This is a genomic window from Pseudomonas parafulva (assembly GCF_000800255.1).
GTDB lineage: Bacteria > Pseudomonadota > Gammaproteobacteria > Pseudomonadales > Pseudomonadaceae > Aquipseudomonas > Aquipseudomonas boreofloridensis.
Genome location: NZ_CP009747.1, coordinates 3279385 through 3300616, shown reverse-complemented (window position 1 = coordinate 3300616; position 21232 = coordinate 3279385). Strand labels below are relative to the sequence as shown.

Sequence of the window (21232 nt, the reverse complement as noted above, 5' to 3'; positions counted from 1 at the left end):
GCCGCGCTCAATGCCGGGGTTCAAGATCCCCCGAATACAGTTCGTCTTCGGACTCCGGTGCCGCCGGAATCTTGTGCTCTTCGGCCGCCCAGGCGCCCAGGTCGATCAACTTGCAGCGGTCCGAGCAGAACGGCCGGTTCGGGCTGTTCGCGCTCCATTCAACGGGGGCGCCACAGGTGGGGCAATCGACGGTCATTGGCTGGCTCAAGGCTGGCCTCCTCGTAAAGTCAGGTAAAAGGCATGCAACTGATCGATCTGCTGATGCAGCCACGGCAGGTCGCGGTCGTTGACCACCACATCGTCGGCATGGCGCAGACGTTCCTCGCGCGACAGCTGCGCTGCCAGGATCGCCTGCACCTGGGCTTCGCTGGTGTCGTCGCGTTGCAGCGTGCGAGCGATCTGCACGCTTTGCGGCACGTCGATCACCAGGATGCGTTGGGTTTTCTGGTACTGGCCGGATTCGATCAGCAGCGGCGAGACATACACCGCGTAGGGCGATTGCGCTTTGGCCAGGTAGCTGAAGATCTCCTGGCCAATCAGCGGATGCAGCAACTGTTCGAGCCAGCGCCGCTGCGTGGGGTCGCTGAAGATGCGCTCGCGCAACGCCGAGCGGTTCAGCGTACCGTCCTCCAGCAAGACCCTCGCACCGAAGCGCTCGACGATGCTGGCCAGGGCCGGCCGGCCCGGTTCCACCACCCAGCGCGCGGCCTGGTCGGCGTCCACCAAGTGCACGCCGAGCTCGACGAAGCGTTCGGCCGCCGCACTCTTGCCGCTGCCGATGCCGCCGGTGAGGCCGAGAATCCAAGGGGTGAAGGCTGCAGTGGTCATCAGTATCCAAACAGTTGCAGGTAGGAAGCGTGTATTTCATCACCCCAGAGCCAGGCGATCCACCCCGCGATGGCCAGATAAGGTCCAAACGGCAGTGTGGTCTGCAACGAGGCCTTCTTGATCTTCAGCACACACACACCGACCAGCGCCCCCACCAACGAGGCCAGCAGCAAGGTCAGCGGCAGCACCTGCCAGCCGCCCCAGGCCCCGAGCAGCGCCAGCAGTTTGAAGTCGCCGTAGCCCAAGCCTTCCTTGCCGGTGATCAGCCGGAACACCCAGTACACCGACCACAGGCTCAGGTAACCGAGCACCGCCCCCCACAGCGCATCGGCCAACGGCACGAACACCCCGAACGCATTGATCACCAGGCCCAGCCACAGGGTCGGCAGCACCAGTACGTCCGGCAGCAACTGATGGTCCGCATCGATCAGGCTCAGGGCCAGCAGGCACCAGGTCAGCAGCAGGCCCAGCAGCGCCTGCTCGCTCACGCCGAAATGCCACGCCACCAGCCACGACAACAGCGCGCAACTCAGTTCCACCAACGGATAGCGCAGACTGATCCGCCCCCGGCACGCCGAGCAGCGCCCGCGCAACAACAGGTAACTGAGCAGCGGAATGTTTTCCCACGGCCGAATCCGATGCTGGCACGCCGGGCAGTGCGACGCAGGCAGGCACAGGTCGAAACGCGGGTAGGACACTTGGCCCAGGCCCAGCACCTCACGCGCCTCCTTCTGCCACTGGCGCTCCAGCATCACTGGCAACCGCAGTACCAGCACATTGAGAAAACTGCCCACCAGCAGGCCAAGCAGCGCCGCTCCGGCCAAGAACAGTCCCGGCTGGTCGACAAGCAATATCCACAGGTTCATGTCAGATCAGGCTACCCAACTGGAAGATCGGCAAGTACATGGCCACCACCAGGCCACCCACCAGCACGCCGAGGATCAGCACGATGGCCGGCTCCAGCAGGCTGGTCAACTGTTCCAATACCAGACCCACCTGTTCCTCGTAATGACAGGCCGCCTTGTCCAGCATCGCGTCCAGCGTGCCGCTGGATTCGCCAATGGCTGTCAACTGCACCAGCAGCGGCGCGAACAGCGGCTCCAGCGCCATCGCCTGGTGCAGCCCCAAACCATTGGCCATGCCCTGACGCAACTGCCCGACCGCCCGCTCGTGCAGCGCATCGCCACACGCCGGCGCCACCGTGTGCAGCGCATCGAGCAACGCCACCCCCGCGCCATAGGCCGTCGCCAGACTGCGCGCGAAGCGCGCCAGCGCCGCATGGCTGAGCAGCCGCCCGAACACCGGCAGCCGCAGCGCCTGACGAATCATCCACAGCCGCGTCGGCAGATGCCCACGGTACAGTTGCACACAGCCCACCCCGGTTATCCCCAACACCGTCAGTATCATCAGCAGATGCCGACCCAACCCGTCGGACACATCGATCACCCACTGCGTGAACACCGGCAGCTCCTTGCCCACCCCCGTGAACATCCCCTCGAAGCGCGGCACCACCTCCAGCAACAACAAGGCCGCCACCGCCAGCCCGGTCAGCAGCAGGATCAACGGATACAGCATCGCCTTGCGCACCCGCCGCTTGAGCGCCTGACGCCGTTCGAGCATGTCCGCCAACTGTTCCAGTTGCCGATCCAGCGTCCCCGACTGCTCACCCACCCGCACCAGGTTGCAGTACAACCCATCGAAGCCCCGCGGCTGACGCTGCAACGCCTGCGCCAAACTCAACCCCGCCGCCACCTCCTGCTGCACCCGCCCCAACAGCGCCACCATCGCCGCATCCGCGCCACTGCGCCCCATCACCTCGAACGCCTGCAACAACGGCACTCCCGCCTTCAGCAGCGTCGCCAACTGCCGCGAAAACCCCGGCGCATCCACCCCCTCGCGCCGCCCCGGCAACCGCCAGCCCACCTCGCTCGCCGGCCACACCCGCGCCGCCTGAATACCCTGGCGCAGCAACCCCGCCCGCACATACGCTGGACTGCGCCCCTGCACCCGACCCGTCAGCCGCGCCCCGTGCGCATCCGCCCCTTCCCACGCATACCACCGCATCGCCCCCATCACAGCCTCCTTGGCCACCGACAAGCCCGGTAACAGCTCGCCACGCCCTTCCCAGGGCAGAAATTACAGACGCTCACTAGAGTAGGTCAGCGGACATGACGTCCCACCGCGCAGGGGTGACAAAAGGTGTCCATTGGGCTCTACTGCGCGCCAGCCGGCCCCCGACCCCAGGTCGCGGCCAGACCGAATCGACAAGGAACCTGTTATGAAAGGGCAACGCGGCATCACCCTCATCGAACTGATGATCGTCGTAGCGATCATCGGCATCCTCGCCACCATCGCCATCCCCATGTACACCAACCACCAGGCCCGCGGTAAAGCGGCCGCCGGGTTGCTGGAAATCTCCGCCCTCAAGACCCCGATGGATCTGCGTTTGAACGAAGGCAAGGACGTGACCGACGCCGCCAGCCTCGGCGGACAGGCCAGCACCGCGCACTGCGCCATCCTCGCCAGCGGCACGGCGGCGGCGGGCACCGGAAGCATCGTCTGCACCCTGCTCGATGCACCCGCCAACGTGCTGGGCAAACGGCTGACGCTGACCCGTTCGGCCACGGGCTGGGCATGCAGTACGGACCTGGAAAGCGACCTCGCGCCGAGCGGTTGCGCCGGGTTGCCGGGGCAGGGCGAGGGGCAGGGGAATAAGTGAGGCGAAACAGAGGTTTGCGTAACGCGCACGGCAGTGGTAGCGTTGCGCACACGCCGGTGTAGCTCAGTCGGTAGAGCAGCGCACTCGTAACGCGAAGGTCGCAGGTTCGATTCCTGTCTCCGGCACCAGTTCAGGTTCCAGCGAAGGCTACCAAAATCTCTGGAACCCCCGTAAAACCCGCCTTCTGGCGGGTTTTTTCGTTATGGCGTTCCGTTGGGTTTCGACAGATGTCGGCCGATTTAGGGGTAACGTTTGGGATAAAGTCGATTCGAGAAAGGGGTTTACCCTTATGGCTCGTACTACTGCTCCCCTGACCGACACCGCCTGCCGTTCGGCCAGGCCTACTGACCGCCCCTACAAGCTTTTCGATAGTGACGATTTTTACCTCCCGTTTAGATCGTGTCCCGAGAAGTGGTGTAACTGAACCAACCGAAGGCGCCCAGCGGGCGAAAGAGGGTGGTCATCGTGGTTCTTGGCTAACGTTGAGTTTGGGAAGACCTAAGGATTCTCCGATCAAGTCAGCACAGGCCACATGACCTGTGCTGAAACAGCCCTCCGTCCAACTGCCCTCTACAAGCCCGCCATTCCATGAGTCAGATGAGCTTTTCCGATTTCGAGCACGCCGGTTAGCGCAAGCAAACCCGCCGCGAGCGTTTCCTGGCCGAGATGGAGCAGGTAGTTCCGTGGAGCGGTTTGGTGGCGTTAACTGAGCCGCATTACCTAAAGGCCGGCGGTGGTCGCAAGCCGTATCCCTGGAAACCATGCTGCGCATTCACCTGCTGCAGAACTGGTTCTCGTTGAGCGACCCAGCAATGGAAGAGGCGCTGTACGAGATCACTTCGATGCGCCAGTTTGCTCGTCTGACGCTCAGCGCTCCGATCCCCGAAGACACGACCATCATGAATTTCCGGCACCTGCTGGAGAAGCACCAACTGGCGGCGGGCATTCTTGAAACCATCAACAATTACCTGCGAGACAAGGGCCTGTCGTTGCGCCAGGGCACCATTGTCGATGCCACCGTCATTCACGCGCCCAGTTCGACCAAGAACAGGGACGGCAAGCGCGATCCCGAGATGCATTAGACGAAGAAAGGCAACCAGTACTTCTTTGGTATGAAGGCGCATATCGGTGCCGATGCTGAATCGGGCCTGGTGCACCACGTCCATGGCACAGCCGCGAATGTGGCTGATGTAAAGGAGGTCGCTCACCTGCTGCATGGCGACGAAAATGTTATCTGTGCCGATGCGGGTTATACCGGCGTGGAGAAGCGGCCGGAGCATGAAGGAAGGCCGGTGATCTGGCAGATTGCGGCTCGTCCTAGCACCTACAAGCACTTGAGCAAACGCAGCGAGCTCTACAAAGCCAGACGCAAGATCGAGAAGGTCAAAGCGCAGGCGCGAGCGAAGGTCGAACATCCATTTCGTGTGATCAAGCGCCAATTCGGTTATGTGAAGACCCGCTTCCGTGGCCTGGCCAAGAACACGACGCAACTAACCACGCTATTTGCCCTGTCGAATCTGTGGATGGTGCGCCGGCAATTATTGCCTGCTGCGGGAGAGGTGCGCCCCGTGGGGGCAGAAAACCAAGGCTTTGCCTTGGTTATCCAATAATCAGCGACTGAAAGTCGGGCTTTTCGGCATCCCTTAACCGCCCACTTTCGGCTGACGAGCAACTCGTTCGGAGTTTCCCTAGGTCGTGCCTAGTCCTAAATCCGCGTTACTCGTAGGAATCGTCCCGCTAGCTGCTCGAGGCCTCATTTGCCCCTTCTTGGCTGTTAGGTTCTTCCGCTCCTACAGTTCACAAGGAACTCTGAAGTGCGCGTCAGTCTGGATGGGCTTGGCCAAGCAGTGGACGGTGATGTGACCACCACAGGTGCGATCTGCATCGCCACCGGGGAGGGTTACCTTGACGAGGGACGAATGGTCTTGAGGATGGGGGATCCCACCACACCTTGCTCACTTTGCGGGCTGGAAGGAAAGGTTGTTGAAGGGGTGTGGCACTTCATCTCGGATGGCCAGCCAGTCGCGATGCATGGCGCGTTAGTTGATTGCGGTTGCCCAGAGGGTACCAACCGGGTGGTGGCGCCTTTAGGGGAAATGCCCCTGCCGCGGCTGCCGATTGCCGTACGCACTAGCCTAAAACCCGCTGGCCTTGGGAGCTCTAGCACTTTGGCAGGGGCTTCTCCCGCCATGGTTGGCGGGTTGCCTGGGCAGATGCAGCCGGGATTCTATGTGGTGCCCCGGAGCATGTCGTTCCCGCAGATTCTGTTGGAGCTGGCTAGCCATGATTCGACCTTACCCATTTCGTACCTGCAACGCCTGAACCCGACTTTCGAGCAGGGGTTCAAGGCAGGGGAAATCTTCGTCATCGGCGATCCGGATAACGGTTATGCCTGCACCCAGGAGGAGGGCCAACTCATGGCAGCCGCCGAGCGCGCGCGACGTTCCTTGGCTGTACTCGATTTTGCCGAGTCAGATTTCATGATGGAGTATCAGGCTCAAATTGCCGGACTGCTTAGTGACGCCAGTCTCTCCATGGGCGTGGGTAAGGACATGATGGACCACGGCCTCCGACAGCTTCGCAGCACACTTGGCAACATCGAACGTTTGCATCAGCAAGAATTTCTGCGCCATGGCCATCTGAAGAGTCCATCGTTTTTCGCCGAACGACGGCTGTTATTGGAACAGCTAGATGGTCAGTTGAAGGCGACTTTTCTAAATAAACATCTGAATTTAGGGGCCTACGAGCGGCTGAAGAAAAGCTTGAATATCTCGACCAAGAGCCTTGTGCATCATTGGTCGAAAGCCGGTGGGCCAGGGCAGATTCCTGGGTACGCCACATATTTGGACAAAGTGGCGGGGCTTGGTAAGTACCTTCGGTATGGTGGGCATTTCGGAATTGGCTTAGGGGGTACATCTTCCTATCTGAAAGTCCAGGAGGCCTGCCGTGCAGGGGAAGCCGAAGCCTGCAAAAAAATTCGTTTGTCTGAGGCAGGTGCTTTCGCTGGAGGGCTGGCGGGAGGGATCGCGGGTGGCAAGATTGCTGGGATCACTGCGTTCGCTGTATGTGGGGTGTTCTCTGCGGGTACCGCGGGTTTTGGGGCGCCGGTATGTGGCATTGCGCTGGTCGGGGGAGGGGCTTTTGCTGGGAGCATCGCCGGTGCGCAGGGCGGTGAGCAAATGGGCGAGCTGATCTACGAATCACATTATGACTGAGTTCGAGAGTTGGCCCGTGTGGCTGAAGTGGATAATGCTGGCGTGTCCGTTCGTGATCGCGTTGGCCGGTTGTGCGGTCAGTGCATTCATCGCGGGTACAAGAAATTTCACTGTTGCAACCTGGGCTATCCAAAGTCATCCCGGCCTGGAGCAAATGAAACTGTTTTTGGGCACGCGCCGCTTTGGCGCTCGGTGGCTGCTGATAACGTTTCTTTGTGGAATACTCATTTGGCCTGGCGTACATATGCGCCGAGGGCATCTGGACATCGAAGAACTGGAAAACTTCCCTGCAAAACTTAAGTGGGCTCTACAGATATCCGCGTGGCTGACGGCCTTTGGATTCGCTTGGATGTGGGTGACCTATGGATTCATCAAAGCGTAACGTTGATGCCACCGCAGTATCAAGTCTGTTCAGACAGCGCCTAGGCTCTCAGCATCTCTTTCATCCCCCAGCCTTCCCCAGTCGCTATCAACCGATGCGTCAACCCAACACTCTCCATAAACGCCTCATCATGCGACACCACCACCAACGCACCCCGATACCCGCTCAGCATCACCTCCAACGCCTGAATCGAAGCCAGATCCAAATGATTACTAGGCTCGTCCAGTAACAACAACTGCGCAGGTGGGTCAGCGTAGAGCACGCAAGCCAGCGCCGCTTTCAGGCGTTCCCCGCCACTGAGCGAACCGCTCGGCACGGTAATTTTCTGTGCATCCAACCCAAGTTGCGCAAGTCGCATCCGCAGTACGCCCTCGGTGGCAGCGCGGTTGGCCGCCAGCATCTGCTCCAGCACCGTACGCTGCGGCGCCAGATTCGATAGCCGCTGGTCTAGATAGAAGCCCTCAACAAACACTTGGCAACTCCCGGACAACGGCTGAAGTTGCCGGGCGAGCACTTTCAGCAAAGTGGACTTGCCGCACCCGTTGGGGCCGACGACGCCAACCCGCTGTTGTCCGGTCAACATCAAGCTGATGGTGCGAGTAGCACCCGACACGAACGGAAGTTCCACGTTCTCCAATTCAGCGATTCGTCTCTGGGAAGGGGATGCGACAGGTAAAGCGTGCACCGTGATCGCCATGTTGTCTTCGACCTGTTGCGCGGCCTCACAGACGCGCTGGGTGAGTCGTTCGCGGCTCGCCGCCTGCTGTTGACGCAACTTGCCTGCCGAGCCCTCGCTACGTTCTTTCTGACGGCCCAGCAGCACTTTGGCTTGATTAGCGTCCTGAGCCCGACGATTACCACGGGCCTGGCGGCGTTCCAGGCGCTCGCGTTGTTCTTGCAAGGTTCGTTCTTCGCGTTGACGTTCGAGCTTGCGCTGTTCAAGTTGCTGCTGGGCGTTCTGTAATTCCAGCGCTTTGCATTGCGCGTAAAAATTGTGGTTACCGCCATAACTGCGCAGTCCCAGGGATGACAACTCCACGATTCGCGCCATTGTATCCAGCAAGTGGCGGTCGTGACTCACCACCAGCAGCCCGCGCGTCCACTGCTGCAACTGCGCGATCAGTGCCTCACGGCTAGGTCGGTCGAGATGATTGCTGGGTTCATCCAGAATGAGGAAGTCCGCCTCCGACAAGAAGGCGCCGATCAGCGCGACGCGCATGGCCTCGCCGCCACTGAGTGCGCTGGCAGGCGTGCGGGCATCGAGATAAGTCAGGCCAGCGCGGTCCAGCGCGTGTTGCAGGCGTGCGCGTATGTCCCAGCGCTCGCCCACCGCCTCGAAGTCTTCGACCTCACTGCTGCCTGCCTCGATACGTTCGAGCGCGTCGAGGGTGGCCTGCACGCCGGCAAGGCCTGCAACGGTGATATTCGGCGCGAGCGATAGGTGCTGGCTCAGGTAATGCACGCTGCCCGACCGCGCGCAGCGCCCGGTCGTGGGCTGCACCTGTCCCGCCAGTAGGCGCGCCAGCATCGTCTTGCCGACACCATTGCGCCCGACCAGACCCGTGGGGCGCTGGTCGAATTGCTCGTTGAGTTCGCGGAATAAAGTGCTGCCGTCCGGCAGCACATGAGACACGCCTTCCAGCGTGAGAAAGGGGCTCGTCATAAGTCATTTCCATGGATGCCAAGAACTCCCCCTGCTCGTGGGGGTAGGTGGAGACTGGCCGTCGTGAAGACGGCGGCATCAATGGCGCATGACGAACACCTCGGGATGTGGGTTGTGGCGCAATTCTAGATGCAGCTGCGAGGGTGTGCAAAATCGTGGGGGTATTGAGCGCCGTTTTCAGCATAGCGTTGATGTCTGAGGCATCAACGCTTGCTTGATCGCCTATGGCCCCACGCTTATCTGCCGTACTAGTCCTGCCAACACTTGGGCACTGAGAAAAAGTCCGGCCCCGAACACCAGGTGCGTGACCAAGCTCTTGATGCAATTGACCAACGGCGTCGGAGTTTTAGAGGCGAAGAACCCCGCCCCCATGGCCGGCTGCAGGATGCAGAGCGGTGCAGCGACTGTAACGACCCCAACCACCAGCGCCGGCCCTAGCGTAGGTGTCAACAACCAACCCGTGCCCATGACAGCCATCAGCACCACCGCGAACATCACGCCAACGGCGTAATGAATCACCCAGCCCACCCATCGTTCATGCCGCACCGACTCCGCTTTGGCAATCGCCGTGTGCTTGAAACGCCCCTTCAGCAAGTGCCCCGCCCAGCGGCCGACCATCGCGAAGTCGAGTGTGGCGACGCCCAGTCGCTTCAAGATCAAACTCCACATATCCATCACTACGGTGGCGCCTATACCAATCGTCAGGGCTGCAAAGAACAGTGCAGTGATCGTCATGTGAAACCCTCTCGTTGATTGACGTCGATCTTTACGCCGCGCAGCATACAAGTTGAAGTCGACTTCAACTCAAGAGGCAAAGATGGACATTGCAGACGTCGCCCGGCGCACGGGCGTGCCCGCTTCGACATTGCGTTACTACGAGAAGAAGGGCTTGCTCACTTCGTTGGCCGGTCATGGGCAACGGAGGCAGTTCGCGGCGGACGTGATAGACCGTCTGGCACTTATCGCGCTCGGGCAAGCGGCGGGTTTTTCCTTGGAAGAGGTGGGGGCCATGCTGGTCGAGGGGCAGGTCGATCGCAGCAAGTTGGTCGCCAAGGCCGATGAACTGGATGCACGTATCAAACGTCTGCAGGCCATGAGCAAAGGGTTGCGGCATGCGGCGAAGTGTCCCGAGCGCGATCATCTCAGTTGTCCGACATTCCAGAGAATCACCAGGATCGCTGCTGCGGGGTATTGGCTGGGAGGCAGGTCAGGGCAAACGCGGCTCAACGCGTGGGCGAGCGCCCGGGTGCCAGCCTCGGGCGCTGTGCGGTAGCGTGGGTTACGAGGCCAGGACGATGATCCCGTCGTCCGTGAGCGCCCACTGGGCTGTATGGACGATTACTCGTGGTGTTGTCACCAGAGCGCGACCTCGTAGGTCAAGTAGATCCGGTTACTGTCGCGTCCGCGGGCGAAGTCAGAGCGGTAGACATAGTTGCGCAGTCTGACGCCCAGCCCTTTGATGGGGCCGGACTGCACGACATACGCCAGCTCCATGTCCCGCTCCCATTCGTTGATTTCGGCGTCGTCGGAGCGTCCATTGTCTCCGCTCAGGTAGCGCGCCATGAAGGTAAGCCCTGGAACCCCGGCGGCAGCAAAATTGTAGGCGTAGCTGGCCATCCAGGTCTTCTCGTCTTCTTCGATGAACTTGCCGATGCCGACGTTGCTAAACGAGTAGACCGTCGCCCCGCTGATATAGGGCAAGCCCGCTTCGCCATTGAGAACCTGGTAGCCGGCCCCAACGGTGTGGCCGGAGTGGGTATAGGACAATTGCCCGCTGAACAGGTCGTTATCGATCACGCCCCCATAAGCGGCGCCACTGTCGCGGCTCTTGAAGTAGCGCAGGTCGGTAGTCAGAGCGCCGCCGGCGACGGGGAGTGTGTGGACCAGGCCCAGGTAGTCCTGGCGATAGAAGTCTTCCAAGCGGCCGTGGAAATAGCTGAGGCGTAGTTGCTTGCTCAGGGCGTAGTCGGCGCCAGCAAACTTGAAGTCCCCCGATTGCCGGCCGCCATAGCCATCCAGGTACAAGCCGGTGCTGTTGGACGAGTCACGCTGCTTGAAACGATCCAGGTAACCGGCGCTCAAGGTGAGCCCTTCGATGTCAGTGCTGGTCAGTTGGGTGCCTTGATAGGTCTGCGGCAGCAACCGTGCGTCGTTGTAGACCAGCACTGGGATCTTGGGTAGCAACGTGCCATGTTTGACCACAGTCTGTCCCGCACGCAGCTTGGCCGTCACCCCGGCACTGGCGAATTCCTCGGCGGCGCGGCCACCCTCGTGTACCGGTAGCAGACCGGTCCCGCTGCGACCGCGCCCCGAATCCAGGCGTAGACCAAAGAGCCCCAAGGCATCGACTCCGACGCCCACGGTGCCTTGGGTGAAGCCTGACTGGTAATCGAGCAGGGCACCTTGCGCCCATTCCACCCGCTCGCTTTTGGCGTTGGCGGCCGCGCGGGGGCTCATGCCCTGTTCGTCACGGAAATTTTCGTTGAAATACACGTTGCGCAATTGCAGCTTGAGCGCGCTGTCTTCGATGAAACCGGCAGCGTCGGCCACAGGCAACCAGCCGCAGAGCACGCCACAGGCGGCCCCACGGAAAAGGATTCGGGACATGTGCGGTACTCTCTTGTTGTTATTGGATAACCGGGCGCGCGCTGCGCCCTGGACAGATCAGACGAAGAAGGACAGTGCCCCGGTGAGCAACGCCAGCGCGGTAATGACCAGTGATGTCAGTACCGCCCATTTCACGGTCGCTTTCTGGAAGTCGCCGATATCCCGATCCACCATGCCGACCAGCAGCAGGGTCGAGGCCACCAGCGGGCTCATCAGGTGCACCGGTTGGCCCAGTACCGAAGCGCGTGCGATTTCGATGGGATCGATGCCATAAGCAGCGGCGGCGTTGGCGAGAATGGGCACCACGCCGAAGTAGTACGCATCGTTCGAGAGAACGAACGTCAGCGGCATGCTGGTCAACGCCACCACGAGTGGGAACCAGTGGCTCCAGGCTTCCGGAATCCAGTCCACCAGCGTTTGGGCCAGCGCATCGACCATTTTCGTGCCGGAGAAGATACCGGCGAAGATGCCGGCTGCAAAAACCAGCAGCACGACAGTCATGGCATTGCCCGAATGGGCCAGAATGCGTTCTTTCTGCAACTCCAGTTGCGGGTAGTTGATCATCAGGGCGGCGACGAAACCGATCATGAACAAGATCGCGGCGTGCATCACCCCCAGCACCAGTGCGGTCATGACGGCGATCACCAACACCAGGTTCACATAAGCCAGTCGCGGGCGTTTATGCGGCGCCTCCCCGAGAATCTGCTTGATGTAGCAATTCCCGCCGCCGGACTCCAGGGCAATGTTGCCGATACGCTTGCGCTCGGCTCGGCCCAGCAGGTACGCCGTGAAGACCACCCAGGCGGCTCCGCCGATCACAGTCGGCAGCATCGGGATGAAGTATTCGGTCGCATCCAGCCCGAGCGCTGCGATAGCGCGGGTCGCCGGTCCTCCCCAAGGGCTCATGCCACTCATGATGCTCAGCGACAGCATCGATACCGTGGCCAGGATCATCGGATTCATGCCGATGCGCTTGTACAGCGGCAGCATGGCTGCGCAGGTGATCATGTAAGTGGTGGTGCCATCACCGTCGAGCGCCACGAGCAACGACAGCAGCGCAGTACCGATGGCAATCTTGATCGGGTCGCCGTTGACGCGTTTGAGGATCATCCGGATCAGCGGATCGAACAGGCCAGCATCGATCATCAGGCCGAAGAACAGAATGGCGAACAGCAACAGCGCCGCTGAGGGGGCCACCATCTTCAAGCCATCGAGCATCATTTTTCCCAGCTCGGGGGCAAAGCCTCCGATCACCGCAAAGACGATGGGGACGACGGTCAGGGCAACGATCGGCGACAGGCGTTTACTCATGATCAGGTAGGTGAAGGTCACCACCATGATCAGGCCCAGAAGTGCGAGCATGGTTTTCTCTCTTGTTTTTATTGTCATGTGGCCATCTGCAAGGCAGACGGCCTCCTGTCCCATGGCATCTCTCAACGAGGTGCCGTGGGATTTCGATGCGACAGGAGGTGAATGAGGCGTTTAGCTCTGACGCCCAGACTCGGCAGACCAGGCGACCTGCGTTTTGGGCGAATCCGATGGGCGCTCATTCAACTGGCGCAGCAAGGTTTCGCGATCGCAGGCGTTTTCCGACAGGGACATGACCACGGTGGCCACGGCATTGCTGGCCAGGCTGGTCAGGGCACGTGCCTCAGACATGAAACGATCGATGCCGATCAACAACGCCAGTCCTGCCAGTGGGATGTCATGAATGACGGTCAAGGTCGAGGCCAGTGCCACGAATCCGCTTCCGGTGACCCCGGCCGCGCCCTTGGACGACAGCAACATGATCGCCAGCATGGTGACGGTCTGGCCGAGGGTCAGATCGATGTTGCAGGCCTGAGCGATGAACAGCGCGGCCAGCGACAGATAGATGGCTGTACCGTCCAGGTTGAAGGAGTAGCCGGTGGGCAGTACCAGTCCGACCACGCCTTTCTTGCAGCCCAGCCTTTCCAGCTTTTCCAGCATCCGCGGCAAGACCGGTTCGGTGGAGGAGGTCCCGAGCACGACTAGAAATTCCTCTCGGAAATAGCGCAACAGCTTCCACAGGCTGAAACCGTAGGCCCGGCACAGGCCACCGAGCACCACCAGCACGAAGAACGCGCACGCGATATAGAGCGTACCTATCAGCTTGGCCAGGGAACCGAGGGAGGACACGCCGTATTGTCCAACCGTGAAGGCAAGTGCGCCGAAGGCGCCCACTGGCGCGAAACGCATCAGATAACCGAAGATGCGGAACACCATGGTCGAGGCCGACTCCAGTACCTGTAATACAGGCTTGCCCTTGTCGCCCATTGACGACAAGGCGAAGCCACTGAGCACGGCGATGAACAGCACCGGCAGCACTTCGCCATGGTTGAACGCGCCGATGAAAGTGTCCGGGATGATGTGCAGGAAGAAATCGACCACGCTCAGCTTGGCCGCCGAGGCCGTGTACTGATCGAGCCCCGCGGTGCTCAGGGTGGCCGGGTCGATGTTCATGCCGACGCCGGGGCGCAGCAGGTTGACCGCTGCCAGGCCGATGATCAGGCTGATGATCGTGAGCACCAGGAACAGCATCAGCGTCTTGCTCATCAACCGACCCAGCGATCGCTTGTCGGTCATGCCGGCGATACCGGTGACGATGGTGCAGAAGACGACCGGGGCAATCATCATCTTGATCAACTTGATGAAGGCATCACCCAGTGGCTTGAGCGCAACGGCCTGTTGCGCCCAGAAATGACCGACCACCACGCCCAGCAGGACGGCGCAGAGAATCTGGAAATACAGTGATTTAGCGAGTTTCATGTTGCATCACCCATTATTGAAATTGTGCGGATGTGCGGGTAAGCGATGTGTGGCTAGGCCTGCCTAGCCCGCCAACCTACGCAGGGTCGGGGCGTATACGAAGCCAGAGAACAATCGACGGGCAGTCCGAACGACGGAAGCCTGCAACGTTTTACCGTCGGTGCCCGTGCGCGAGAGCGCCACATCGATGCCCCCACTGGGGTGTTCCAAGCGTACCTCTTCCAAGTGCTGGGCCTGATCGCCAAGCATATCCATGATTACCGTGCCAGGGCTGACGCAGGCGGTCGCCAACCCGATTGCACCGGTGATGGCCAGTGCACGATGGCAGTTGTGAGGCATGAAGTAACGCACTTGCAGCGTCCCGTCATGACGCGGTTGGGAAACCAACACGGGCTTGGGAACCACCATGGCGCTGACGTCACCCAGGCCCATGGCCTTGCCCGCTTTGAGCCGCAGTGCTTCCAGGCGCCGCAGCAGGGGCTTGTTCGCATCCAGTTGCGCTGGGGTTTCCGAGCCGGTGATGCCCAACTGATGGGCATCGATGATCATCATCGGCATGGCCATGTCGATGCAGGTCACCGCTACGCCGTCGATCACTTCTTGGGCCTTGCCGGTCGGGAACAGCTTGCCGGTTTTGCTGCCCACCGCGTCGAGGAAGGTCAAGTGCACAGGGGCCGCCGTGCCGGGTACGCCGTCGATGGCCGTACGGCCCTCGTAGCGCACGATTCCTCCAGGCGTTTCCACCAGAGAATTGACCAGGGTATCGGTATTCAGATTGCGGATGCGCACCAGCGTCTTGCCATCTTCAGCCTTGACCAGTCCTTGCTCGATGGCGAAAGGACCTACGGCGCAGAGCATGTTTCCGCAGTTGGGGGCCGTGTCGACTCGCCGATCGGCGACCATCACTTGGACGAACAGGTAGTCGACGTCCGCATCGGCATGCAGGGACGGACTGACGATCGCCACTTTACTGGTCTGTGGGCTGCCGCCGCCGATACCGTCGATTTCCAGTTCGTGCCCCGAGCCCATCAGGTTGATGAGCAATTCGTCGCGTTCGACCACGTTGGCAGGGAGATCCCAGGCATGGAAAAAAGGCCCCTTGGAGGTGCCACCGCGCATGAGCACGCAAGGAATTCGTTGCATAATTTCGCACTCTTGTTGATCAATGGGCATCATTGATGTTGTGAGGGCAAGAGTGACAGGGCCTCATCAATCAATCCAATGCAAAAATCGTCGTTATTATTTCGTATGGCGAAATAGTTCGCTGGCAGTCAGAGAGTGATCTGAAATGGAATATGAGCTGCAAGATATTCGATCTTTCGTGAAGATCGCGGAAGTTGGCAGCTTTCATGAGGCAGCCGAGCTCCTGCATCTTTCCCAACCTGCGTTGAGCCGCCGAATAAAAAAATTGGAAGACGGACTGGGCACACCTTTACTCGAAAGGACCACGCGTCGCGTCAGCCTGACGAGCGTTGGACGGGATTTTCTACCCAAGGCCCGACGCCTGCTCGATGACTTCGAGGATTCGATCCTGAGTATTCGGGAACTCGCTGAGCGTCAAAGCGGACAAGTCACACTGGCGTGCATTCCGACGGCGGCGTTCTACTTTCTGCCCTCGGTCATCCGCGACTACAACGAGCAGTACCCGAAAATCCGCATCCGCCTCTTGGACCTGAGCGCCAACGATGGCCTGGAGGCGGTGTTGCGCGGTGAGGCTGACTTCGGCATCAACATGATGAGCGGCCAGCATCCGGACATTGAGTTCGTTCCTTTGGTGCAGGAGCATTTCGTCCTGGCTTGCCGGCGTGACCACCCCTTGGCCAAACAGGATGTCGTGACCTGGACCGAACTGGCCGACTATCGATTGATTGGGGTAGGCCGATTGAGCGGCAACCGGATGCTGCTCGACCATGCGCTGGCCGGACTCACGCTGCGGCCGAAGTGGTTCTACGAGGTGCAGCACTTGTCGACTTCACTGGGCATGGTCGAGGCCGGCTTGGGCGTATCGGCCATGCCCAGCTTGGCGATGCCCAATGCCGACCATCCCACGCTGGTCAGTGTGCCGCTGATCGATCCCCAAGTCACCCGGACCCTGGGATTGGTGTATCGCCGAGGGGCGTCTCTGTCGCCAGCGGCGGAGAAGTTCGTATCGATTCTGTTGGCCAAATGGCCTAATCGTTGACGGTCACGGGTGGGGCGCGCATCGCCGTTGCCAGAGCTGTGGGCCAGGGCAGGCTCGGTTGTATGATCTGACCCGCGCGCGGGGGCTTGTCGGTCACCCGCTCAAGCCCCACGTTGCGCCCGGTCTGACGCGCATCAGTGTGCTCAATGAGCTACTGGCTTCAGGCCGCTGTCCTGGATCGCTTTATCAGCTTTTGTCGATGCCAGGTAATCGAGCAGCGCCTGGGCTGCTGCGTGATGTTCGCTCTTGCTGACGACTGCGCCAGAATACAGGGTCATTTTCTGCGCCTGGTCGGGAATCAGACCGACGATATCGATACCCTGTACCGGCTTGAGTTCGCTTAGCTGTTGGAAGCCGATTTCGGCCTGGCCGCGAGCGACCACCGAGCCGACCGGTTCAGCAGGGATCATGTGAGCCTTGGCCAGAAACTGCTCGCCCAGTTGCATGCGCGGGAACAGAGTCTTGGACAGGTAGACACCGCTCGCGCTGTCGGAGTAAGCGACCGAGCTGCTGTTCAAGAGCACTGTGCGAAACTGCTCCATGGTGCCGATCTGCGGTTTCGGGGCGCCTTTACGCACGGCCATGGCAATGAACGATTCGCCGAGGTCGACCCGGCTGGTTTTATCCACTTGGCCCGCTTTCACCAAATTGTCCAGCGCCGAACCTACCATGAGCACGACGTCAGCGTGCTCACCACGCGCCAGCCTGTTTGGAACGGCCTGAGGCGTGTCGCCCATCGAGGGCGCGGCAAGCACTTCGAGTTTCACGCCGAACTGCTTTTCATAAGTCGGCGCGACGGCCTGGATCGCACCCATGATGCCGCCGGAACTCAGAACGGTGAGGGTCTGTGCCGACGTTGCATCAGCGGCCGAGCATGTCATGGAGGCGACCATAAGGGCCGCAAGGGACAGTATGCGAGTCATCGGTATTTCTCTGGGTAAAAACGCCATGTTAGCGACCGCCAGGACCCAGCGGGACTAATACGTTCTGAAGAATGTTTCATGTAGTTCCGGTCCTAGCGCCGCCGCCTATCGCCCGTTTGGAGAGCGAGCCGCTTGATGAGCACTGCTCATGTCGATTTCCTTGGTGAAGGATGGCGCGCTTGTGCAACGCAGTGCTGCGCGTCGGACGGTTCCCAAAACTTACGTCGCAGCGCGGCGCACGCCCTCAGCGGCTTGCACTGAGTCAGCGATAGGCCTAAATTCTGTCTGTCGCGGCAATCTCCGCGATCGGGTTTGGCGACCCGAATGTAAAAGGCGCATCGGCGCCCCGATCACGATTGCAGGCGCTTTTTTTGTGTCCGCATCTTCGTGAAATGGCGGCTGTGCGTGGGAGACCTTCGGGTCTGCCGGGTTCCTTTTCCTCGGTTCGCCAACCTGCGTACAGCTGCCACCCAATCGTTTGGCGACGATTGACGTGGTGTTCAACTGAAAAGGAAATCATGCATGCTCACCGCTACCCCTCGCAGGATCCTCGCATCCGTTCTCCGCCGCGCTGCACGTGGCGCCCCTCCGTACCCCGCTCATCCCGAATTCAAGCAACAGCCCAGGCAGGTGCGTCATGACTGACCGGGAGCGGCTTTCGACCATTCAATCCTATGCCTGGACACTCGAGTTGCTGGGCGAGGCGCTGGCCCAGCAGGATGACTTGCTCGAGTGCGAGCACAATCCGCAGTTGAGTGTGCGCGGTACGGCGGGCATTCATCAGGCGATCCGTATCATCAGCCGGTTAATGGCAGAGCAATGCGGTGCGTTGTTCGACGGCTGTGGAGGAAAGGGCCGGTAGGCGGTAGGGGAGTTGCCTCGCGGTGAAGTGACGGGGGTGTTCTCCAGGCGTTGCCTGGAAAGTCCACAGCCTTGAGGCCTGTAACCCTGCGCGGATTTGTGGCGACACGAGGCTGCTCCCATAAGACGCGCGCGACAGTGTCGGATGGTGTGGATTTCAGAACGTGTGTGACAAGCGTTCACGCATTCGACGAATCACCTTTACCCGCTTGCACAACTGGCGGTAGCGGCGGCTGTTGAGGCAGGCCAACGCCGAGCTGGCCGTTACCGTTCCAACCAAAGCGTACAACGGCATATTTGAACTTACATAAGACCACATGCAGCACATCAGACAAAGAATCAGTAGCATGACAATTAACCACGTGGCTTCTCCCAAGCCTCGGATGACGGCGTATTGGGCAGTCGTGAGTATCAAAATGCAGAGCATCAACGTAGTGACCGCGAATTCATGGAAGTGGGGATTTTCGGATAAGTAAAGAGAGGCCATGCAGACGGTGGCTATCGAACTGCCGATGATCGTTAGCAGCATACTGAGGGCAGCAATTGGGAAGAAACGGCTAAAGAACCTGGACCGATTGAGTAAGGTAGGCATTATGTTGGGTTCTCTTCGATCAGTGTGACTGCCATGTTCTGGATCGAGCTACTTCCAGTAAAGCCTATCGCAGTATTCAGTGACTCACCAATAAGTGTTAATGTGGATTTTCTTATTTGAAGGGGTGTATAGCGTTTGGGAAGCGCTCCAATGCGCTGTTGAAGTTTGATTTGCTTGGCGGTCAGGGTAGGGTGTTTAATGGAAATTATTTCTTTCATTAGTTGAGTTCGTTGCTGTCGACTTAATTTTGTGCCTAATAAGTACCAGCTAAGTCCCGTCGCTTTTTTACGTATTAACAATTGCTTGGTTACTGTTGCGAGAGAAGCGCTAGCCCCAAGTAGCGATATCGCATCTAGCAGGGGCGATATGATATTGAACCAAGTCTCACTATCTAGCGCATCGTTCATCAATGGATCATGTATCTCCAGCCCTACTCGGTATGCACCAAGCCCGCATTGGCTTGCTGAGGCTGCTAAGGCTGCATATCCTGCCATGCTAAGCACTAGCCCAGGTCCGCCAGTAAAGACGGTCAGGGCGCCACCCATCCACATCAATACCAAGCTACCCACCGCGCCTGCACAACTCAAGCTTGTGTTCGCCAACTCCTGAAGCAGCCGCGACTGCCGTGGATCATTTGCATGCCGCTGTATGTATTGCTCGGGGGCAACGGGGTGCAGAAGCTTATGAATCAGCAACTTCTTGGGGTGAGGGCTGCAAAGGGGTTGAAATTCTCGTAATACCAAAGGTTTGTAGTGCGGGTCGGCATACACCACGCCTGCCCCTGCTATGTTGAAATCTCTATCAATCGCCGCGAACAGCTTTTGCGTATTGATGAGTAATTCCGTGCGAGCCAAGGCGATTGCGCGGAATGACGATCCAGGGATATTTTCGATATTTATGCGGTCCACACGACGATCCTGTGCGAGACGTGGAGGCTGCCCGGCAGAGCAGCGCCCGCTCGACGTTGGCTGGATCGCGAGATTAGGCATTCATCGTCGTTGCGTATGTCGGAAGTCGCCCGCTTGCCTGTACGAAAATAGATGGATACCGTACTTGAAGCACAGTAAAAGGAGACGCTCATGCTGCAACTGAATGCTTTCCACGCGCTGGCCGACATCATCGAGGCGGTGAAGGTGGAGGGTGAACAGGGCGACTACTTTTGCCTCTACGGCGAGGATCAGGACGACCTCGACTTGGCCGTGCGCTACTTCATTGCCGGCTATCCCGATGTCGAACACGATCATGAAGTGTATCCGCCGGCTGTTCAGCATGAAGGCCTGAGCTACCTTTACTCAGGTCAGCAGTTCGCAGATGTGGTGTGGTCATTGCAACAGTCCAGGCCTGATGCCCGGCACGAGGACTACGTCAGGGCACTGAACTACTACCAGGACCACGACACATTCATCGAGCTATAGAGCACAGAAATCGCTCAAGTTCGGCGCCGCGTGGTCCGACGCTGCGCTCAGCCAAGTCGAACAGCAACGGACGCGGCTGTGCCAATCGCTACAGGTATGCGCATTCTCGGTGGATGACAACTCGCGCCTTGCCGGGCCGCTTGGACCGCATCGCTGGCGAGCCACCGCGGCCTAGCGCTCAGCCGCGCAGCCGCTCCACCAGCGGCAATGCATTCACTTCAGGTTTGGCAAACAGATACCCCTGCATCAACTCCACCCCCAGCCCGGACAGGGCGTCGCACTCGGCCTGGGTCTCGATGCCCTCGGCGACCAGTGTGATGCCCAGGCGCAGGGCCACCAGCACGATGCCGGCGACGATGGCCTGGCGCACGGGGTCTTTGCTGATGCGGCGGGTCAGGGCCATGTCCAGCTTGAGGATGTCCGGCTGGAACTCGGCCAGCAGGTTCAGGCCCGAATAGCCTGAGCCGAAGTCGTCGATGGCGGTGGTGAAACCCTGGTTCTTGTATTCGGCGAAGATCGACTTGAGGTGCTCGGGATCCTCCACGCGCTCACCTTCGGTCACCTCGAACATCAATTTTTCGGCCGGGAAGTCGAAGGTGCGAGTGGCTTCCAGGGTGGCGCGGATGCAGGTGCTGGCGCGGTAGACGGCGTTGGGCAGGAAATTGATGCTCAGCTTGCAGTGGTCCAGGTGATTCAGGCCCAGCGCCGCCGCTTGCTCGATGGCTTTGACCCGGCAGGCCTGATCGAAGCGGTACATGTTGTCGGCCGAGACCTTGGCCAGGATGTCCGCCGCGCCTTCGCCGTTCAGCCCCCGCACCAGCGCCTCATAGGCGAAGGGCTTGCCCGTGGGCACATGGACGATGGGCTGGAACGCCATGGTGATGTCGAAACCCAGGCTGTCCAGGTTACGGCACTGGGCACAGCCGATGGCTTCGAAGGGCTGGGGGAAGATGGGCTGGCTCATGGCGGCTCCGGGCTAAGGCAGTGAAGTCGGCTGTGGGTTGGCGTTCTGATGACGCAAGCCCTCGGCTTATTCGATCTCGGTCAGAGCTTGGACC

Annotated in this window: 20 protein-coding genes, 1 tRNA gene and 1 pseudogene; 9 read left to right on the top strand and 13 right to left on the bottom strand. The window is 60.0% G+C overall.

What is annotated here, in order from left to right; translation table 11 throughout:
• Positions 1-7 precede the first annotated feature (7 nt).
• From yacG to NJ69_RS14295, 4 genes are read right to left on the bottom strand one after another with little or no spacing between them, the layout of a single operon-like run.
• Positions 8-208, bottom strand: a complete 201-nt coding sequence (gene yacG / locus NJ69_RS14310; RefSeq protein WP_029614418.1) for a DNA gyrase inhibitor YacG — start codon at positions 206-208, stop codon at positions 8-10.
• The gene (gene coaE, locus NJ69_RS14305; protein WP_039580126.1) at positions 205-828 is read right to left on the bottom strand and encodes a dephospho-CoA kinase; all 624 of its coding nucleotides are present in this window, start codon (positions 826-828) and stop codon (positions 205-207) included. Before coaE ends, yacG begins: the two co-directional genes overlap by 4 nt.
• Positions 828-1694: a prepilin peptidase gene (locus NJ69_RS14300; RefSeq protein WP_039580123.1), complete on the bottom strand. Its 867-nt coding sequence runs from the start codon at positions 1692-1694 to the stop codon at positions 828-830. Before NJ69_RS14300 ends, coaE begins: the two co-directional genes overlap by 1 nt.
• A 1-nt stretch (position 1695) precedes the next feature.
• Entirely contained in the window at positions 1696-2901 is a 1206-nt protein-coding gene (locus NJ69_RS14295) for a type II secretion system F family protein (RefSeq protein ID WP_039580121.1), read from the bottom strand.
• A 205-nt stretch (positions 2902-3106) separates the two neighbouring features.
• On the opposite strand from NJ69_RS14295, the gene NJ69_RS14290 reads away from it, so the two are divergent.
• The 5 genes and pseudogenes from NJ69_RS14290 to NJ69_RS14270 all read left to right on the top strand — a co-directional run bounded on the left by NJ69_RS14290 (position 3107) and on the right by NJ69_RS14270 (position 7144).
• Complete coding sequence (locus NJ69_RS14290) at positions 3107-3547, top strand: pilin (RefSeq protein WP_039580120.1); 441 nt, start codon at positions 3107-3109, stop codon at positions 3545-3547.
• Positions 3548-3599: 52 nt separating this feature from the next.
• Positions 3600-3675: transfer RNA gene (locus NJ69_RS14285), tRNA-Thr, on the top strand.
• Between the two features lie 529 nt (positions 3676-4204).
• Positions 4205-5157: pseudogene (locus NJ69_RS14280) on the top strand (IS5 family transposase).
• 204 nt (positions 5158-5361) lie between these two features.
• Positions 5362-6762 (top strand): PAAR domain-containing protein, encoded by a 1401-nt coding sequence (locus tag NJ69_RS14275; RefSeq protein ID WP_039580117.1) that lies wholly within the window; start codon positions 5362-5364, stop codon positions 6760-6762.
• Entirely contained in the window at positions 6755-7144 is a 390-nt protein-coding gene (locus NJ69_RS14270; RefSeq protein ID WP_039580115.1) for a hypothetical protein, read from the top strand. Before NJ69_RS14275 ends, NJ69_RS14270 begins: the two co-directional genes overlap by 8 nt.
• 40 nt (positions 7145-7184) lie before the next feature.
• On the opposite strand, the gene NJ69_RS14265 is transcribed toward NJ69_RS14270, so the two are convergent.
• A complete protein-coding gene (locus tag NJ69_RS14265; RefSeq protein WP_039580112.1) occupies positions 7185-8807 on the bottom strand; it encodes an ABC-F family ATP-binding cassette domain-containing protein in 1623 nt (540 codons plus the stop codon).
• A gap of 222 nt (positions 8808-9029) precedes the next feature.
• Positions 9030-9542: a DUF2938 domain-containing protein gene (locus NJ69_RS14260; protein ID WP_039580109.1), complete on the bottom strand. Its 513-nt coding sequence runs from the start codon at positions 9540-9542 to the stop codon at positions 9030-9032.
• Positions 9543-9624: 82 nt separating this feature from the next.
• Between NJ69_RS14260 and NJ69_RS14255 the strand changes: the two genes are divergently transcribed.
• Positions 9625-10080, top strand: a complete 456-nt coding sequence (locus NJ69_RS14255) for a helix-turn-helix domain-containing protein (RefSeq protein WP_039580107.1) — start codon at positions 9625-9627, stop codon at positions 10078-10080.
• Between the two features lie 80 nt (positions 10081-10160).
• Here NJ69_RS14255 and NJ69_RS14250 read toward each other — a convergent pair whose 3' ends face one another.
• The 4 genes from NJ69_RS14250 to NJ69_RS14235 form a co-directional block, all read right to left on the bottom strand.
• Positions 10161-11414 carry an OprD family porin gene (locus tag NJ69_RS14250; RefSeq protein ID WP_039580106.1) on the bottom strand — a complete coding sequence of 418 codons (1254 nt, stop codon included), beginning with the start codon at positions 11412-11414 and terminating at the stop codon, positions 10161-10163.
• A 57-nt stretch (positions 11415-11471) separates the two neighbouring features.
• Positions 11472-12776, bottom strand: a complete 1305-nt coding sequence (locus NJ69_RS14245; protein ID WP_039580104.1) for a CitMHS family transporter — start codon at positions 12774-12776, stop codon at positions 11472-11474.
• Between the two features lie 120 nt (positions 12777-12896).
• Positions 12897-14201 carry a dicarboxylate/amino acid:cation symporter gene (locus tag NJ69_RS14240; protein WP_039580101.1) on the bottom strand — a complete coding sequence of 435 codons (1305 nt, stop codon included), beginning with the start codon at positions 14199-14201 and terminating at the stop codon, positions 12897-12899.
• Between the two features lie 63 nt (positions 14202-14264).
• On the bottom strand, positions 14265-15344 hold the full coding sequence (locus NJ69_RS14235; protein WP_080754761.1) for a 4-oxalomesaconate tautomerase: 1080 nt from the start codon (positions 15342-15344) through the stop codon (positions 14265-14267).
• Between the two features lie 145 nt (positions 15345-15489).
• Here NJ69_RS14235 and NJ69_RS14230 point away from each other — a divergent pair, with 145 nt between their 5' ends.
• On the top strand, positions 15490-16383 hold the full coding sequence (locus NJ69_RS14230; protein WP_039580095.1) for a LysR family transcriptional regulator: 894 nt from the start codon (positions 15490-15492) through the stop codon (positions 16381-16383).
• Positions 16384-16526: 143 nt separating this feature from the next.
• On the opposite strand, the gene NJ69_RS14225 is transcribed toward NJ69_RS14230, so the two are convergent.
• The gene (locus NJ69_RS14225) at positions 16527-17306 is read right to left on the bottom strand and encodes a substrate-binding domain-containing protein (RefSeq protein WP_039580092.1); all 780 of its coding nucleotides are present in this window, start codon (positions 17304-17306) and stop codon (positions 16527-16529) included.
• 637 nt (positions 17307-17943) lie between these two features.
• On the opposite strand from NJ69_RS14225, the gene NJ69_RS14220 reads away from it, so the two are divergent.
• Positions 17944-18168, top strand: coding sequence for a hypothetical protein (locus NJ69_RS14220; protein ID WP_039580089.1), 225 nt, complete (start codon positions 17944-17946; stop codon positions 18166-18168).
• Positions 18169-18758: 590 nt separating this feature from the next.
• On the opposite strand, the gene NJ69_RS22650 is transcribed toward NJ69_RS14220, so the two are convergent.
• Positions 18759-19667 (bottom strand): NAD synthetase, encoded by a 909-nt coding sequence (locus NJ69_RS22650; protein WP_155290536.1) that lies wholly within the window; start codon positions 19665-19667, stop codon positions 18759-18761.
• Between the two features lie 171 nt (positions 19668-19838).
• On the opposite strand from NJ69_RS22650, the gene NJ69_RS14210 reads away from it, so the two are divergent.
• The gene (locus NJ69_RS14210) at positions 19839-20174 is read left to right on the top strand and encodes a DUF7716 domain-containing protein (protein WP_052192117.1); all 336 of its coding nucleotides are present in this window, start codon (positions 19839-19841) and stop codon (positions 20172-20174) included.
• Between the two features lie 178 nt (positions 20175-20352).
• Here NJ69_RS14210 and NJ69_RS14205 read toward each other — a convergent pair whose 3' ends face one another.
• Positions 20353-21138, bottom strand: a complete 786-nt coding sequence (locus NJ69_RS14205) for an EAL domain-containing protein (protein ID WP_039580084.1) — start codon at positions 21136-21138, stop codon at positions 20353-20355.
• Positions 21139-21232 lie beyond the last annotated feature (94 nt).

Excerpts from the sequence above, each read along its gene's own strand:
- NJ69_RS14205 (WP_039580084.1), bottom strand. The coding sequence starts at position 21,138 with ATGAGCCAGCCCATCTTCCCCCAGCCCTTCGAAGCCATCGGCTGTGCC.
- NJ69_RS14245 (WP_039580104.1), bottom strand. The coding sequence starts at position 12,776 with ATGCTCGCACTTCTGGGCCTGATCATGGTGGTGACCTTCACCTACCTG.
- NJ69_RS14255 (WP_039580107.1), top strand. The coding sequence starts at position 9,625 with ATGGACATTGCAGACGTCGCCCGGCGCACGGGCGTGCCCGCTTCGACA.
- NJ69_RS14300 (WP_039580123.1), bottom strand. The coding sequence starts at position 1,694 with ATGAACCTGTGGATATTGCTTGTCGACCAGCCGGGACTGTTCTTGGCC.
- NJ69_RS14210 (WP_052192117.1), top strand. The coding sequence starts at position 19,839 with ATGCTGCAACTGAATGCTTTCCACGCGCTGGCCGACATCATCGAGGCG.
- NJ69_RS14295 (WP_039580121.1), bottom strand. The coding sequence starts at position 2,901 with ATGGGGGCGATGCGGTGGTATGCGTGGGAAGGGGCGGATGCGCACGGG.
- NJ69_RS14290 (WP_039580120.1), top strand. The coding sequence starts at position 3,107 with ATGAAAGGGCAACGCGGCATCACCCTCATCGAACTGATGATCGTCGTA.
- NJ69_RS14235 (WP_080754761.1), bottom strand. The coding sequence starts at position 15,344 with ATGCAACGAATTCCTTGCGTGCTCATGCGCGGTGGCACCTCCAAGGGG.
- coaE (WP_039580126.1), bottom strand. The coding sequence starts at position 828 with ATGACCACTGCAGCCTTCACCCCTTGGATTCTCGGCCTCACCGGCGGC.
- NJ69_RS14265 (WP_039580112.1), bottom strand. The coding sequence starts at position 8,807 with ATGACGAGCCCCTTTCTCACGCTGGAAGGCGTGTCTCATGTGCTGCCG.
- NJ69_RS14240 (WP_039580101.1), bottom strand. The coding sequence starts at position 14,201 with ATGAAACTCGCTAAATCACTGTATTTCCAGATTCTCTGCGCCGTCCTG.
- NJ69_RS14250 (WP_039580106.1), bottom strand. The coding sequence starts at position 11,414 with ATGTCCCGAATCCTTTTCCGTGGGGCCGCCTGTGGCGTGCTCTGCGGC.
- NJ69_RS14270 (WP_039580115.1), top strand. The coding sequence starts at position 6,755 with ATGACTGAGTTCGAGAGTTGGCCCGTGTGGCTGAAGTGGATAATGCTG.
- NJ69_RS14225 (WP_039580092.1), bottom strand. The coding sequence starts at position 17,306 with ATGACTCGCATACTGTCCCTTGCGGCCCTTATGGTCGCCTCCATGACA.
- NJ69_RS14220 (WP_039580089.1), top strand. The coding sequence starts at position 17,944 with ATGACTGACCGGGAGCGGCTTTCGACCATTCAATCCTATGCCTGGACA.
- NJ69_RS14260 (WP_039580109.1), bottom strand. The coding sequence starts at position 9,542 with ATGACGATCACTGCACTGTTCTTTGCAGCCCTGACGATTGGTATAGGC.
- NJ69_RS14230 (WP_039580095.1), top strand. The coding sequence starts at position 15,490 with ATGGAATATGAGCTGCAAGATATTCGATCTTTCGTGAAGATCGCGGAA.